Source organism: Streptomyces sp. NPDC048718 (assembly GCF_043198875.1).
GTDB lineage: Bacteria > Actinomycetota > Actinomycetes > Streptomycetales > Streptomycetaceae > Streptomyces.
The window spans coordinates 277,738-291,968 of sequence record NZ_JBICVG010000011.1 but is presented as its reverse complement, the minus strand read 5'-3'; the positions used below and the strand labels follow the sequence as shown (position 1 = coordinate 291,968).

Sequence of the window (14,231 nt, the reverse complement as noted above, 5' to 3'; positions counted from 1 at the left end):
ACCGCGGCGGCGAACGGAGCGATCTTCGCCTCCGCCAGCGAGCGGACCGTCTCCCGGAGCATCTCGTGCTCCTCGGACAGGCGATACAGGTCGAAGTCCTTGGCCATGTTCCGGGGCTCCCCTTGTGGTGCGGGTGGTGTGGGTGCGACGTGCGGTGCGGAGGGTGCGCGACACCTTCTGGCACTGAGTACCCTCAGCAAAACACACTCAGTGCCGCGATGCTACACCCGGGCCACCTCGCACCTCTGGTGCCCGCCTCCCGGCCACCCGCGCCACGCCAGATCTCCTGGCCGGCAGCGGCCGCAGGCGCACGGTATGCGGCTCCACGCCGCCCCCGCGCCGGAACGGATTCAGGGCGCGAGTCCGTCACGTCGCGCCCCCGGGAAAGAGCGGAACGGGACATTCCAGGAAGCCAGGCTGCCAGATCAGGGCCTCGGTGCCGCACCCCAGTGGCACGGCGTACCCACCCTGCCCCCGTGAGTGCGGGCCCACCCCCGGAGGCACCGCGAGTGCGGGCCGGGCACCTGACGAGGCCAGAACTACCGGGCTGCCCCCTGTCCCTGTGAGTGCGGGCCGGGCACCTGCCGTTACGTCTGACCGCAGGTCGCTGTGTACGGCCGAGTGAGCCGAAGGGGTGCGTCGGGGGAACAGTGCCGAACGCGCACAGGCCCGCGAGGAACGAGTGGGCCGAGCACGATCGGTGCTGTGAGTCCGACTCCAGCACCCCGGAGGTGAACCGAGGCACAAAAAGGCCAGCGCGGCGCAAACAACATGCGCCCACCCGTAGCCGCCTCGCGCACGTGCGGGCCGCACACCAGCCGCCGCGCTTACATGCGGGCCTCGCCCTCGCCGCCTCGCTTACGTACAAGCCGCACCCCCGCCGTCTCACGCTCGTGCGGGCCTCGCCCCCGCCGCCTCGCTTACCTACAAGCCACACCCCAGCCGTCTCACGCTCGTGCGGGCCTCGCCCTCGCCGCCTCGCTTACGTACAAGCCGCACCCCAGCCGCCTCGGACCCGTACAAGCCCAGCCCCAGCCGCCAGCCTCACCCACGGGCCCACCCCAGCCGTCCCGCACCCGTGCGTACCCCGTACCCCCTCACCCACTCCGGATGTCCCGCACCGAACCGGTCAGTAGGATGAAGGACTGGACGGAAGCGGACCGGTGCGCGAACAGCGCGGGAACAACGGTCGCGCCAGAGGGGGACCGGCGCGGGGCGGCCGGGGCCGGGAGAGGACGATGGCGTGACGGACCGAAGCGGCGCACACGGGGCGGAGCCCGCCCCGCGCAGACGCGGCCAGGGCGAACTGGAGGCCCAGGTCCTCGCCGTACTGAAGAACGCGCCCGCCCCCGTCCCCGTGGTCTGGGTCCAGGAGCACCTCGGCGGCGACCTCGCCTACACCACGGTCATCACCATTTTGACCCGGCTGCATATCAAGGGTGCCGTCTCCCGCGAGCGCGCCGGGCGCTCCTTCGTCTGGACCGCCGTCGCCGACGAGTCCGGGCTCGCGGCTCTGCGCATGCGCAAGGTCCTCGACGCCGAGACCGACCGCAAGGCCGTCCTCGCGAGCTTCGTCACCGCGCTCTCGCCGAACGACGAGCGTCTGTTGCGTGAACTTCTCGGCGACGCGGGCGACGAGAGAACGGGCGGCGCGCGGGAGGGCGGAGACTAGCGGGCATGGGAGTCTTCGTCTTCCTTCCGTTGCTGCTCCCGCTGAGCGCTTGGCCGGTCGCCCGGCTCGCCGAGCACCGGCTGCACCCGCGGACCGCCACCCGGCTGCTCACCGGGTTCGCCGTCGTCCTCGCGCTGTGCAGCACCCTGTGTCTGGCCCTGCTCATGGTCGTCGGCACCGCGCAGCTGCCGGGCAATCCGCTGCCGGACGGCTGGTCGGATCCGGAGGTACGGGCCGCCGTGCCGTACGACGTGATCGCCGGAAGCATCGCGATTCCCGCTCTCGGGGCCGTGGTTGTGGGCGCTCTGCACGCCCTCGTCCGGCATCTACGGGTGCGGCGCCGGGTCGAACGAGCTCTGGCCGGGCTGCCGGGCCGGCCGGTCGCGGTGCTGCCCGACCCTGTGCCGTACGCCTACGCGCTGCCGGGCCGGCGCGGGACCGGCGACCGGGTGGTGGTCAGCGCCGGACTGCTCGCCGCGCTCGGTTCCGCCGAACGCCGGGCGCTCTTCGCGCACGAGCGGGCCCATCTGGCCGGCCGGCACCACCAGCATCTGCTCGCGGTGCAGCTCGCGGCCCGCGCGAATCCTTTTCTGCGCCCGCTGCGGACCGCCGTCACCTTCACCGCCGAACGGTGGGCCGACGAGACGGCGGCCGGGGTGGTCGGCGACCGTCGTACGGTCGCCCGTGCGATCGGCCGGGCGGCGTTGATCTCCGCCCCGGCGCCCGTCGCCACCCTTCCGCAGGCCGGGGGCGGGGGAGTCGGGCCGGTGCCGCGCAGGGTCGCCGCGCTGCTCGGGCCGGAGCCCGCCGAGCCGGGCCTGGTCTGGCTGCCGCTCAGTACGTCGGCGGGCCTGGCCATCTGGGGCGCGGCGGCGGGCGCGACGGTCTCGGCGCTGTCCTCGGCGAATTCCGCCGTCACGCTTTTCCTGCTGTTGCGCGCCGCGGCCGCCACGCCCCTCTGAGGTGACGGCCGCCCCTCACATGGTGGCCGTCACTCCGGTATGACGGTCGCGCCTCCGGCGTGACGACACGGGAAGAGCGTCACGCCGGGGGCAGCACGACCGCGCCGACCGCGGGCGACGCCGACGGCGGGCGCGGCAGAGGGACAGGCAACCGGACCGGGACCAGTGCCGGCGACCGGTCCCGCTGACCGGTCCCGGCGCCCGGTCCCTGTGCCTACAGGTCGAACTCGTGCGGCGGCAGGTCGAGGGCGAAGCACGCCTCGCGCACCACGGCCTGCTCGGTCTTGTCGAAGTCGCCGTCGGCGCCGCCGATGACGATGCCGATCTGGACGACCGCGCGGGCCTCGGCCGGCTTCTTCTTCGCCTTGGCGACCTCCTGGAGCACGCTCACCTTGCCGAAGTCGAAGTCGGCGGCCAGCTTGTCGAGGTTGGCGTCGAAGCGGCGCTGGAGATCGATCGCGTCGAAGTTCTGCAGCACCTCGTTGCCGGCGATCAGCTGGGCGACCCGGCGGCGCTCGGACGGGTCGATGGTGCCGTCCGCCGCGGCCACCAGCGCGCACATCGCCATCGAAGCATCCCGGAAGGCGCCGGACTTCAGATCGTTCTTCTTGGCGACCAGCTGCGTCTGCATCGTCGACGCGGATTCCTTGATGCGGTCCCACAGGGCCATGTCGCTGTACTCCCGATGTCGGTGACTTCTACGGAGGTGTAGAACGTACCAGTCCGGCGGTGAGTTCCCGGGGAGCGCGCAAACGCCGAACGGCGGTGGGGAGTGACCCCACCGCCGTTCGGTGAAACGTTTCGTGCTGTGTTCCCACCCGTACCCGCTCCGGTGTTCGTACGGGTACGACACCGGAACGGGTGCCGGTTCAGGCTGCCTCGGTTCAGGCCGCCGGAGCCGGGAAGGTCGGGTACGCGACGCCCGAGATCTGCTGGACGACCCGGATGACCTGGCACGAGTAGCCGAACTCGTTGTCGTACCACAGGTACAGGATCGCGTTGTCGCCGTCGACCTTCGTCGCGCCGGCGTCGACGATCGAGGCGTGGCGCGAGCCGACGAAGTCCATCGAGACCGCGTCCGGAGCCGTGGTGAAGTCGATCTGGCGCTTCAGCGGCGAGTGCAGCGAGACGTCGCGCAGGTACTCCAGGACCTCCTCGCGGGTGGTCTCGCGGCCCAGGCGCAGGCTCAGGATGGCGATCGAGACGTCCGGGACGGGGACGCGGATCGAGCTGCCGGTGATCGGAGCCTTCAGCTCGGGCAGAGCCTTGGCCACGGCGGAGGCGGCACCCGTCTCCGTGATCACCATGTTGAGCGGCGCGGAACGACCGCGACGGTCCGCCTTGTGGTAGTTGTCCAGCAGGTTCTGGTCGTTCGTGAACGAGTGGACGGTCTCCACGTGACCACGCAGCACGCCGTACTCGTCGTCCATGGCCTTCAGCGGCGGGACGATCGCGTTGGTGGTGCAGGAGGCACAGGACAGGATGCGCTCGTCCGGCTTGATCGTGTCGTGGTTGACACCGTGCACGATGTTCGGGACGTCGCCCTTGCCGGGGGCCGTCAGGACGACCTTGTCGATACCCGGACGCAGGTGCTTCGAGAGCCCCTCGCGGTCGCGCCACTTGCCGGTGTTGTCGATCAGGATGGCGTTCTGGATGCCGTACGCCGTGTAGTCGACCTCGGACGGGTCGTTGGCGTAGATCACCCGGATCGTGTTGCCGTTGGCGACGATCGAGTTGGTCGCCTCGTCGACGGTGATGGTGCCCTGGAACTGACCGTGGATCGAGTCGCGCCGCAGCAGCGAGGCGCGCTTCACGATGTCCTCGGTGGCCCCGCCGCCGCGCACGACGATGGCGCGCAGCCGCAGACCGTTGCCGGAGCCGGCCTTCTCGATGAGCAGGCGGGCGACCAGACGGCCGATGCGGCCGAAGCCGTACAGGACGACATCGCGGCCCTCGCCGCGCTCCAGCTTGGCGTCGCCGGTGGCACCGGCGACGGCCTCGGCGGTGAATTCCGCGACCGACAGGCCGCGGTCGTCCGCCTTGTAGGTGGCGGCGAGCATGCCGATGTCGATCTGGGAGGGGCCGAGATCCAGGGTCGTCAGCGTCTCCAGGAACGGCAGGGTCTCGGTGACCGAGAGCTCCTCGCCGTCGATCTGGCGGGCGAACCGGTGCGTCTTGAGAATGCTGACGACCGACTTGTTGACCAGGGAGCGGCTGTGAAGAAGGACCGTGACGTCCTGCTCTCGGTGCAGCTTCCCGATGATCGGAATCATGGACTCCGCGATTTCCTCGCGGTGCTTCCAGTTTGTGAACGAGTCCTCGTTGACAGTCACAGTGCATCTTTCGAGCTAGGCGGTGCTCATATGCTAACCCGACCCTTCGGATGTGCGGCAAGGGGGCGGAGTGTGGTCCTGGACACGGGGTGCAATCTGGCGGATTCTGCCAGTAATGGCCGAATTTTCGCCGCTGTTGGGCGCTCGCCCCGCGCTTGCGTCAGGCCTCTCGCTTTCTTTTCCCGCCCCCACTCTCCGTCCTCTCTCTTGCGCCGTCCGCCGCCCGGACCTGCCCCTGGCGGTGGTTTCTGATGATCCGGGCCGATTTCTCCGCTCGGACCGCTCCGACGCCGGGCAGCCGGGACGCTCAGGTGAGCCCCGGCCGCCCGGGTGACCCGGACGGACCGTGCCCCTGTCTTTCAGACGCCCACGTCACGCGCTCGCAGATCGGCCAAGGTCTCCCGCCGTACGAGCAGCCGGCTCGTGCCCTCCGACACGGCGACCACCGGCGGGCGGCCGACCAGGTTGTACGAGGACGCCATCGACAGGTGGTACGCCCCCGCCACCGGCACCGCGAGGAGATCACCCGGGCGGACGTCACCCGGCAGTGCGACATCCTCCGCCAGGATGTCGCCCGCCTCGCAGTGCCGCCCCGCGACCGTTGTACGCACCGGTTCCGCCGTCGACCGCCGGCCGATCAGTCGGGGCGCGTACCGCACCCCGTACAGCGCCGGCCGCGGGTTGTCGCTCATTCCGCCGTCGACCGCCACGAACACCCGCGCGGCCGTCGCCTTCACCGCCAGCACCCGGTAGACGGCGACCCCCGCGGGGCCGACGACGGCCCGCCCCGGCTCGATGATCAGCCGGGGCACCGGAAGCCCCGCGCCCGCGCAGCTCTCGATCAGCTCCGCCCGCACCCGGTGGGCGAGCGCCGCGGGATCGAGGACCGGGTCGCCGGGCCGGTAGGCCACGCCGTGGCCGCCCCCGAGATCCAGGTCGGGCAGCACCACCCCGTACAGATCGCGGGTCCGGGCCATCAGGCCGACGAGCCGCCGCACCGCCGACAGATACGGCTTGACGCCGGTGATCTGCGAGCCGAGGTGGCAGTGCAGCCCGGTCAGCCGGAGCCTCGGCTGGCCGAGGACGCGGGAGACGGCGTGCTGCGCGTGTCCGTCGCGCAGCGACAGCCCGAACTTCTGCCCCTCGGACCCGGTACGGATCTTGGCGTGGCCGCCCGCGCCGATGCCGGGGGTGATCCGCAGCATCACTCTCTGTTCGGCGCCCGGCGGGACCGCGGCCGCGATCCGGGCGATCTCGGCCGGGCTGTCGATGACGATCCGGCCGACCCCGAGGCGCAGTGCCGTGCGCAGGTCCTCGGGCGACTTGGCGTTGCCGTGCAGCAGGATCCGCTCGGCCGGGAACCCGGCGGTGACGGCGAGTTCCAGCTCCCCGGCCGAGCACACGTCCAGGCCCAGCCCCTCCTCCTCGACCCAGCGCGCGAGGGCCCGGCACAGGAACGCCTTGGCCGCGTAGTGCACCTCTGCTTCGGGGAAGGCGTCGCGGTAGGCGCGGCAGCGGCGCCGGACCTCGTCCTCGTCGAGCACGTAGACGGGGGTGCCGTACTGCTCGGCGATCCCGTCGAGCGCGACCCCGGCGACGGACAGTCTTCCGTTCGGGCGGTCCGCGGCCGAGGCGGGCCAGACGGACAGATCGTCGTCGGCGGGGCGGTGAGCGGAGGAAGGGCGAGAGGGGCGGGAAGGGTGAGAGGGGAGGGAGGGGAAGGAGTGGAGAGAGGTGACGGTCATGGCGGCGGCGCTCCCTTTCAGCGGGCCAGGGCGGCGGCGGACCAAGCGGACCAAGCGGACCAAGCGGGCCAAGCGGGCCGGGTGGACAGGGGCGGCAGGGTCGCTTCTGCCGGCGCCTGCGCCCGGGTCGATGCCGGTGTCGGCGCCTGCGCCCGGGTCGATGCCGGCGTCGGCGCCGGAGCGGTGAGCATGGGGTCGACGATCAGCGCGTCGACACCCAGCGGCGCGACGAGGGCACGCAGGGCCGGTACGGCCAGCGGCGCGCAGGCGTGCCCGGCGCCGAGGACGGTCCGCAACCGGCCGGGCGTGGTGAACGCGACCGCCGTACGCCGTCCGACGGGCGTACGGAAGAGCCGCACCGCGCAGCCGTGTGCGGCCGGCCGGACGGGGACGTACAGCAGCCGCCCGGCCGGCACCCGTTCGCAGGGTTCGGCGTCGTCTCCGTACGCGTACAGGGTGGCGGTCATGGCGGTCCTCCCGGAAACGGGTGCCCCGCGCCGTGCGCGCCGGGCCGTCATCCGTCACCCTGCCCGTCCCCGGCGCCGCCCGGACCTGCCCTGACGCGCTTCTGACGGCCCTTTGACGCGATTCGCCCGAGTGCCCCGCCCGGGTCGCGGCTGTGAGGGTCCCGCGCCCGTTTTCGAGAGGTTTTCCCGATCCCCTCGAACGACCCCCGCGGACCTGGCACTCTTGCCGTCGTGACGTACGTGGTGACCGTGGAAACGTGCATACCGGACGGCGCCGCCGAGCTCGACGCGCTCGGCCGGTTCGGCGCCGTCGTCCTCCTCGAACGGGGCTTCGGCTCGGTCGCCGGGGTCGAGGGCCCCGACGGTGCCGCCGTCGATGTCTTCGACGTGACCGTGGCCGCCCACCCGGGTGGCGCCGTGCTGACCGTCAGCGTCGGGGCACCCACCCTGGAGACGGCCGAGGACGCGGTGGGGGCCGTGACCCAGGAGGTACTGGACCGGGCCGAGCAGCTGACCGGCTGGCTGGTGCTGAGCAGCGAGGTCAGGCTGCACACCGAGCTCGCGCGGGAGAGCCTGGCCGCCGCCGACGGGCCCGGCGCCCCGCCCAGCGACCCCGCCCTGCGCCGGGCCCGGCACACCGCCCGGCCCGGCGCCGGCCCGCAGGCCCCGCGCCCCTGGCGCACTCCGCGCCCGGAGGACGGCGACGGTCCGGACGTGCTCGGCGCCCTCGCCTCCCTCGGCGGGCTCCCCTCGCCCGGCGGATACGACGGGCCGGGCAGCGCGGACGACGACCACGACCCGTGGGGCCTCGCCGGCCGTGACCGCGTGTCCGGGGATCCGGGAGACGACGAGGACGCCGACCTCTGGGCGGACGTCGTGGAGGAGGCCCCCGATCCCGAGACGGAACTCCGTTTCATGGCAAGCCGGTTGCGCGCCTTCGACCCGGCCGTCTTCGCCGCCTCCGGCGACACCGCGGCTCTGGCCGCCGGTGCCCTCGTCCATGCCGCCGAGGTCCTCATCGACGAGCTGTACGACGATGTGCAGGTCCTCGCGGAGGAGGACACCGACGTCGCCTCCTGTGAGGGCCACCTCTGGCACCTGGGCCGGCTGCCCGTCCGGCCCGGGTCCCGCTACGACGAACTCTTCGCGCGCCGCTTCCTGGTGACCGCCGTCGCACTCACCACCCGCTTCACCGACGGGAGTTTCCGCCGTCTCGGCTGCCCCGCCGAGGACATGGTCCTGCGCTTCCTCCTCGAACAGGCCCGTGTCGCACTCGACTTGTACGGTCTTCTCGACGAGGCCGTGGCCACGGCCCTCGACCGCTTTGGCGCCCATGTCCGCAAGGCCGCCGGCCCCGGCCCGCACGGCTGCCGGGAGGCCTCGGCCCGGGGCGGGGCCGCCGGATGGTTCGCCCCGTTCGACGGGGAACGGTACGTCCACCCGTACGCCCTCGACGCGTACGAGACGGAGCCGGGACCGGAGAAGGAGGGCCCCGGCACCTCCTAGCCCGGACCGGAGAAGGGGAGCCCCGGCGATTCCTGCCGCCCCGCCCGCGGGCGGGGCGGCGACGGGTACGGGCAGGGGTGCGCCCTTGCGGCCGTCAGCGCGCGATCCGGTGAGGGCGATTGTGCGGCCGTCTCACCTCACTTGACGGTGACGTAGGCACCCGTGGCCCATGCCGCCGGGGTCGTCGTGTCGCCCGCGAAGGTGTAGCGGTAGGAGCCGCTCGTGGACGCCTTGACGGTGGTCTTCAGATCACCGCCGGCGGCCGACTTGATCGTCTTGACCGTGGTGTAGGTGGTGCCGCCCTTCTTGCGGAACTGCAACCGCACCGACTGGCTGCCGTAGCCCCCGTACCGGCCGGTGTCCCAATTGGCGCGGGACAGCTTGCCCTTCACCGTGACGGTCGCGCCCTTCGTCACCGCCTTCGGCGAGGCGGCGGCCGTCAGGGTGGAGTCGCGCTGGACGCGAAAGCTCTTGAGGTCGTCCTTTTGGACGTAGTCGAAGTCCTTGGCCTGCGCGAACGCCGTGAGCCTCCAGGTGCCCGCGTACGTGTTGAGCATGTTGGAGGCCGGGCCGACCGTGAAGGTCTGCCGGCAGTTCACGCTCGTGGCACCGGACTTGGTACAGGAGGCGTAGTACGTGTTCGGCAGGATGCCGTAGTCCATCTTGGCGAAGGACGGGCCGTGCCACATCAGCACCTTCGCCATGCTGACGCCGGAGCTGTCGGTGACGGTGAAGGAGACCGTGAAGGTCTTCTTGGCGGTGGTACCGAGGACGACCGGCTTGCCGCCGTTGACGACGACACCGGAGATCTTGATGTCGCCCCGGTAGTCGTCGGCCCGCGCGGCGGGAACGGCGAGAGCGGTGAGGGTGGTGAGAGCCAGAGCGCCGGCCGCGACGGCGGCGGAGGCACGAATACGCATAGGTGTTCCCCACGGTGAAAGGGCTCGCGAGACGGCCTTTCGGCTTCCACGTGCCCGTCTGTGTCTGTGGAACCGATGAGTTCCGCGGAGGCGGACCCATGACGGGAGGGAAAAGTTGTACGCCGTCGTGAAGTCCCGCCGGAGGCGATCCCGGCTCCCCGACCGCGTCCGGCCGTTGTCCGGCAGGCGTCGAGTGGACGCACAGCCAGGAATCCGTGTACTCAGAGCCAACGACAACCCGCGGGAACTCGCCGCATTCTGAAGGTGGTTCCTCGCGGAGCGGCAGTGCCCCCACGCGTGCGGCAGCCGAGTGCCGCCTGCGCCGGAGCCGTCTTACAGGGCCACGGGGTACGGGGGTCCCCGTGGTCCTGTAAGACGCCTCCGGCGCGTTCCGGGGCTGTCGGCGCGCGGGCGGGAACGTCCCGAGCGGGCGTCACGTGGCCATGTCGGGGTTCCGGGCAAGGCGGCGGTACTCCTTGGGCGGGACGCCGACGGCGTTGCGGAACGCGCGGCTGAAGTCGGCGGCTTGGCGGAAGCCCCAGCGTGCGGCGACGGCGTGGATCGGGACGGCGTGCTGTGCCGGGTCGGCGAGGTCGCGGCGGGCGCGTTCCAGACGCTGCCGCCGTATCCAGGCCGCGACGGTCTCCTCTTCGTGCTGGAAGAGACGGTGGAGGTAGCTCGTGGAGATGTGGTGCGCGGCGGCGACCACGGAAGGGTTGAGCGCAGGGTCGTGCAGGTTCGCCTGGATGAACGCCCGGATGCGCAGGACGAGGGTCTGCTGATGGGTCTCCGAGGCGAGCGGGCCGTCGGCGTCGAGGGCGTGGGCGAACAGCGCGGACAGCAGGTCCACCACGATCGTCCCCAAGCGGGGGCCGTCGGCGGGCTGGTAGGAATGGGAGCCGTGCGCCAGTTGGGTGAGCAACTGTGCCAGCAGGGCACCGAACCCTTCCTTCGCGGAGAGGTGCAGCCCGGTCAGACGGTCGCGCAGACGGCCCGGGAACGGGAGCAGCGCCGTGGGTACTTCCAGCCCCACTCCGGTATTCAGCCCGTCGGGTGCCGCGATGGACCGGACTTCGAACGGGCGTGACGAACTGAGCACGTTGAAGCTGTCGGAGCCATGGCAGGCCTCATCCCGTTCCCTGCTGACGTGCAACATCCCCTTGATCGGGAGGGTGAGGTGCAGCCCCTCGGGGTCCGATTCCCGGACCAGCCGAGGGGTGCGCCGGAAGATCACCGGGGGGAACGACGACGGCCACGCCGACACGGCGCCGAGGCTCAACGTGCGCTGGACGACGCGGAGATCCTGCTGGTGCTCGCTGACGAGTTCCACCGGAGCGTGCGTTCGGCCAAGGAGCGTGCGCCAGGAGTCGAACCTCTCCTCGATCGGCACATCCTCACTCCGGTACACCGACTCCATCAGCATCGGCGTTCCCTCCTCTTCGTGTACGGACAACCGCCGACGGGCGGCAGGCATGCGAGAGGCGCCCATGGCGGGCACCGGTGTGGGGGGTGGCAGAGCATACCTAAGGCGTGACGGTCGGTGATCTTCGGGTGTCCTGCCCGTCACCGTGCCGCCCTGTGACCCACGCCACCGGACCGGGATGTCACACACGGGCCCCCGTCGGCGTCCTGTGTTCATGGCAGGGACGGACACAGGCGCAGGGGTCGGTACAGGGACCGTCCCGGGGGCCGGCACGGGTGCGGACGACGACAGGCGCACGACGGCGAACGGACAGGAGCGACGGATGACGGACGGCGAACACGGGGAACGGATGATGGACGGCGAACGCGGGGGACGAGAGACGGCGGTGCCGCGGGCCGAAGCCGGCGGCAGGGAAGCCGACCTGGCGACCGACACCTTCGTCACCCACCGGAATCTCCTCTTCACCGTCGCCTACGAACTCCTCGGCTCGGCGGCGGACGCCGAGGACGTGCTCCAGGAGACCTGGCTGAAGTGGACGGGCGTCGACCTGTCGGCCGTACGGGAGCGGCGGGCGTATCTCGTCCGGATCACCACCCGCCTCGCCCTCACCCGGCTGCGCACCCTGGCCCGGCGCAGGGAGTCGTACGTCGGCCCCTGGCTGCCCGAGCCGCTGCTCACCGCGCCGGACGTCGCCGAGGACGTCGAACTCGCCGACAGCGTCTCGATGGCGATGATGCTGGTACTCGAAACGCTGCTGCCGACCGAGCGGGCGGTGTTCGTCCTGCGCGAGGTGTTCGGCATGGAGTACGACGAGATCGCGGCGGCCGTCGACAAGTCCCCCGCCGCCGTACGGCAGATCGCCCACCGCGCCCGGGCGCATGTCGCCGCGCGCCGCCCGCGCGGGGAGGTGTCGGCGGCCGAGACCCAGGGGGTGCTCGACGCGTTCCGGACGGCGGTCGAGACCGGCGACCTGCAGGGCCTGTGCGATCTGATCGCCCCCGACGCGGTGCTGCTCACCGACGGCGGCGGGGTCGTCCGCGCCGCGCTCGAACCCGTCGTCGGCGCCGACCGGGTGATCGCCGTCCTCGCCCGGATCACCACGCTCGGCAGCCTGCGACCGGCCCGGATCAACGGCGGACCGGCGCTGATCGTGGGGACCGGCGGCGAGACCGACACCGTTCTCGCGCTGCGGGTCGACGAGGGCCTGGTCACGGGGCTGTACGCGGTGCGCAACCCGGAGAAGCTGTCCCGGATCGGCCAGGAGGCGGTCATCTCCCGTTGAGGGTTGAGGGTTGAGGGTTGAGGGGGGGGTGAGGACATGGCGGCCCGTTCGTGTGCCCTCGCCCGTCACCCGCGGACTGCGCGACTTCCACGAACGGATGACCACCCGGCCGCAGTCGAAGTTCGCCCGGCTGACGGAGGCGGAGTACGCCGCCGGACCGCACCGTCTGGCCGTCGACGCCCGGGCGGAACCGCCGGACCGGCCGTCCCCCGTGGTCGAGCGCTACGACGTACTGGTGCTGACCCGCTCCCGACCGCCGGAACCACCCGTCCTGGGCAGGGCCGCCCCTCCCCGGCCGGGCGTGGCGGGCCGCGGGAGCCGGCACCGGCATCGGCGTGGGCGGCGGCACCGGCGGCGGTAGGCTCGGCCGGGCCGCCGCCCCCTGCCCGGGCATGGCGGGCACGGCAGCGCGGGGCAGCGGAGGAGAGACAGTGTTCGTCAAGGTGTGCGGGCTCGCCACGACCGCCGACATCGACGTGGCTACCGAGGCCGGCGCCGACGCGATCGGGCTGGTGATCAGCGAGCGCAGCGTGCGCGGACTCGCCCGGGAGCAGGCGGCGCGGCTCGCCGCGCACGTGACGACCGGGGCGACCGGAGTGACCTCGGTACTCGTCGTCAACGACATGCCCGCCGCCGAGGCCGCCGGGCTCGCCCGCGACATCGGCATCGGCGCCCTCCAGCTGCACGGACCCGCCTACGGCGAGGAGGACTTCGCCGAGGCCTTCGCCCTGTTCCCGCACCTGTGGCGCGCCACCTCTCTCAAGGACCGGCCGGACACCCGGGTCGGCGTCTACCGCGAGGAGGTCCTGCTGCTCGACTCGCCCGAGGCCGGTTCCGGTGCCCGCTGGGACCTGTCCCTCCTCGACACCGCGCGGCCCGAGGGCAGCTGGCTCCTCGCCGGCGGTCTGACCCCCGGCAATGTCGCCGAGGCCATCCGGCAGGCCCGCCCCTGGGGCGTCGACGTCTCCAGCGGGGTCGAGTCCGCCCCCGGAGTCAAGGACCCCGAGCTGATCCGCTCCTTCGTCACCGCCGCGAAGACCGCCGGGGCACGGGTCGCGAGCTGAAGCCCGCGGCCCAGGAGGCCCGGCGGGATTCCCGGCCCGCGTACGGCGCAGCGCGGGCCGCCGATGTCGGACCCGACCGCTAGCGTGACCGGGCCGACACCGCACTCTCTCCGGGAGAACGACGACATGGACATCCTGCTCATCGCCGGCCTGTGGCTCGACGGATCCGCCTGGGACGATGTCGCCCTGGAACTGGCCGCGCGGGGCCACCGCCCCGTCCCGGTCACGCTCCCCGGCCAGGGCGACGGCGACATCTCCGCCACCCTCGACGACCAGCTGGCGGCCGTGCTCGCCGCCGTGGCCGACTCCCCTGGGAAGCCCCTGGTCGTCGGCCACTCCGCCGCGTCGAGCCTGGCGTGGCTGGCGGCCGACGCGCGCCCGGACAAGGTGGCCAAGGTCGCTCTCGTCGGCGGCTACCCGGCCGCCCACGGCAGCGCCTACGCCGACTTCTTCGAGATCCAGGACGGCGTCATGCCCTTCCCGGGCTGGGCCGCCTTCGAGGGCCCCGACGCCGCCGACCTCGACCAGCCGACCCGGGAGCGGCTCGCCGCGGGCGCCCACCCGGTGCCCGAGGGGGTGGCGCGGGGCGTGGTGCGGCTGACCGACGACCGCCGTTTCGACATCCCCCTGGTGCTCGTCTGCCCGGAGTTCACCCCCGCCCAGGCCCAGGAGTGGATCGCCGCCGGCGTCAGCCCGGAACTCGCCCGGGCCACCCGGATCGGGTACGCCGACATCGAATCCGGCCACTGGCCCATGACCACCCGCCCCCGTGAACTGGCGCGCGTCATCGCCGAGGCGGCGGAGAACACCGGCTCCTGAGAGCACCCGGCCGGACCGTCGACCGGACACCCGGCCGG

Annotated in this window: 13 protein-coding genes; 7 read left to right on the top strand and 6 right to left on the bottom strand. The window is 72.3% G+C overall.

What is annotated here, in order from left to right:
* Nucleotides 1-1,243 precede the first annotated feature (1,243 nt).
* Together ACGFRB_RS22450 and ACGFRB_RS22445 are read left to right on the top strand one after the other, a co-directional pair.
* Nucleotides 1,244-1,672, top strand: a complete 429-nt coding sequence (locus tag ACGFRB_RS22450) for a BlaI/MecI/CopY family transcriptional regulator (RefSeq protein ID WP_363005825.1) — start codon at nucleotides 1,244-1,246, stop codon at nucleotides 1,670-1,672.
* Between the two features lie 5 nt (nucleotides 1,673-1,677).
* On the top strand, nucleotides 1,678-2,634 hold the full coding sequence (locus ACGFRB_RS22445; protein ID WP_393245278.1) for a M56 family metallopeptidase: 957 nt from the start codon (nucleotides 1,678-1,680) through the stop codon (nucleotides 2,632-2,634).
* Between the two features lie 214 nt (nucleotides 2,635-2,848).
* On the opposite strand, the gene ACGFRB_RS22440 is transcribed toward ACGFRB_RS22445, so the two are convergent.
* From ACGFRB_RS22440 to ACGFRB_RS22425, 4 genes are all read right to left on the bottom strand, one after another.
* Nucleotides 2,849-3,304, bottom strand: a complete 456-nt coding sequence (locus ACGFRB_RS22440) for a TerB family tellurite resistance protein (RefSeq protein WP_363005829.1) — start codon at nucleotides 3,302-3,304, stop codon at nucleotides 2,849-2,851.
* Nucleotides 3,305-3,518: 214 nt separating this feature from the next.
* Nucleotides 3,519-4,967: a glyceraldehyde-3-phosphate dehydrogenase gene (locus ACGFRB_RS22435; protein ID WP_393245277.1), complete on the bottom strand. Its 1,449-nt coding sequence runs from the start codon at nucleotides 4,965-4,967 to the stop codon at nucleotides 3,519-3,521.
* Nucleotides 4,968-5,326: 359 nt separating this feature from the next.
* The gene (gene lysA / locus ACGFRB_RS22430; protein ID WP_393245275.1) at nucleotides 5,327-6,712 is read right to left on the bottom strand and encodes a diaminopimelate decarboxylase; all 1,386 of its coding nucleotides are present in this window, start codon (nucleotides 6,710-6,712) and stop codon (nucleotides 5,327-5,329) included.
* Between the two features lie 17 nt (nucleotides 6,713-6,729).
* Nucleotides 6,730-7,179 (bottom strand): SAV_915 family protein, encoded by a 450-nt coding sequence (locus ACGFRB_RS22425; protein WP_393245273.1) that lies wholly within the window; start codon nucleotides 7,177-7,179, stop codon nucleotides 6,730-6,732.
* A 231-nt stretch (nucleotides 7,180-7,410) separates the two neighbouring features.
* Here ACGFRB_RS22425 and ACGFRB_RS22420 point away from each other — a divergent pair, with 231 nt between their 5' ends.
* The gene (locus ACGFRB_RS22420; RefSeq protein ID WP_393245271.1) at nucleotides 7,411-8,685 is read left to right on the top strand and encodes a hypothetical protein; all 1,275 of its coding nucleotides are present in this window, start codon (nucleotides 7,411-7,413) and stop codon (nucleotides 8,683-8,685) included.
* A gap of 137 nt (nucleotides 8,686-8,822) precedes the next feature.
* Here the strand turns inward: ACGFRB_RS22420 and ACGFRB_RS22415 are convergent, their stop codons facing one another.
* Nucleotides 8,823-9,605 (bottom strand): DUF5707 domain-containing protein, encoded by a 783-nt coding sequence (locus tag ACGFRB_RS22415; protein WP_393245269.1) that lies wholly within the window; start codon nucleotides 9,603-9,605, stop codon nucleotides 8,823-8,825.
* 433 nt (nucleotides 9,606-10,038) lie between these two features.
* Nucleotides 10,039-11,028: a helix-turn-helix domain-containing protein gene (locus tag ACGFRB_RS22410; protein ID WP_393245267.1), complete on the bottom strand. Its 990-nt coding sequence runs from the start codon at nucleotides 11,026-11,028 to the stop codon at nucleotides 10,039-10,041.
* Between the two features lie 352 nt (nucleotides 11,029-11,380).
* On the opposite strand from ACGFRB_RS22410, the gene ACGFRB_RS22405 reads away from it, so the two are divergent.
* From ACGFRB_RS22405 to ACGFRB_RS22390, 4 genes are all read left to right on the top strand, one after another.
* Nucleotides 11,381-12,310 carry an RNA polymerase sigma-70 factor gene (locus ACGFRB_RS22405; RefSeq protein ID WP_393245300.1) on the top strand — a complete coding sequence of 310 codons (930 nt, stop codon included), beginning with the start codon at nucleotides 11,381-11,383 and terminating at the stop codon, nucleotides 12,308-12,310.
* A 52-nt stretch (nucleotides 12,311-12,362) separates the two neighbouring features.
* On the top strand, nucleotides 12,363-12,671 hold the full coding sequence (locus tag ACGFRB_RS22400) for a hypothetical protein (RefSeq protein ID WP_393245265.1): 309 nt from the start codon (nucleotides 12,363-12,365) through the stop codon (nucleotides 12,669-12,671).
* Between the two features lie 70 nt (nucleotides 12,672-12,741).
* A complete protein-coding gene (locus tag ACGFRB_RS22395; RefSeq protein ID WP_393245263.1) occupies nucleotides 12,742-13,374 on the top strand; it encodes a phosphoribosylanthranilate isomerase in 633 nt (210 codons plus the stop codon).
* 126 nt (nucleotides 13,375-13,500) lie between these two features.
* Entirely contained in the window at nucleotides 13,501-14,193 is a 693-nt protein-coding gene (locus ACGFRB_RS22390) for an alpha/beta fold hydrolase (protein ID WP_393245261.1), read from the top strand.
* The last annotated feature ends 38 nt before the right edge of the window (nucleotides 14,194-14,231 follow it).

Excerpts from the sequence above, each read along its gene's own strand:
- ACGFRB_RS22445 (WP_393245278.1), top strand. The coding sequence starts at position 1,678 with ATGGGAGTCTTCGTCTTCCTTCCGTTGCTGCTCCCGCTGAGCGCTTGG.
- ACGFRB_RS22440 (WP_363005829.1), bottom strand. The coding sequence starts at position 3,304 with ATGGCCCTGTGGGACCGCATCAAGGAATCCGCGTCGACGATGCAGACG.
- lysA (WP_393245275.1), bottom strand. The coding sequence starts at position 6,712 with ATGACCGTCACCTCTCTCCACTCCTTCCCCTCCCTCCCCTCTCACCCT.
- ACGFRB_RS22425 (WP_393245273.1), bottom strand. The coding sequence starts at position 7,179 with ATGACCGCCACCCTGTACGCGTACGGAGACGACGCCGAACCCTGCGAA.
- ACGFRB_RS22415 (WP_393245269.1), bottom strand. The coding sequence starts at position 9,605 with ATGCGTATTCGTGCCTCCGCCGCCGTCGCGGCCGGCGCTCTGGCTCTC.
- ACGFRB_RS22410 (WP_393245267.1), bottom strand. The coding sequence starts at position 11,028 with ATGCTGATGGAGTCGGTGTACCGGAGTGAGGATGTGCCGATCGAGGAG.
- ACGFRB_RS22405 (WP_393245300.1), top strand. The coding sequence starts at position 11,381 with ATGGACGGCGAACGCGGGGGACGAGAGACGGCGGTGCCGCGGGCCGAA.
- ACGFRB_RS22390 (WP_393245261.1), top strand. The coding sequence starts at position 13,501 with ATGGACATCCTGCTCATCGCCGGCCTGTGGCTCGACGGATCCGCCTGG.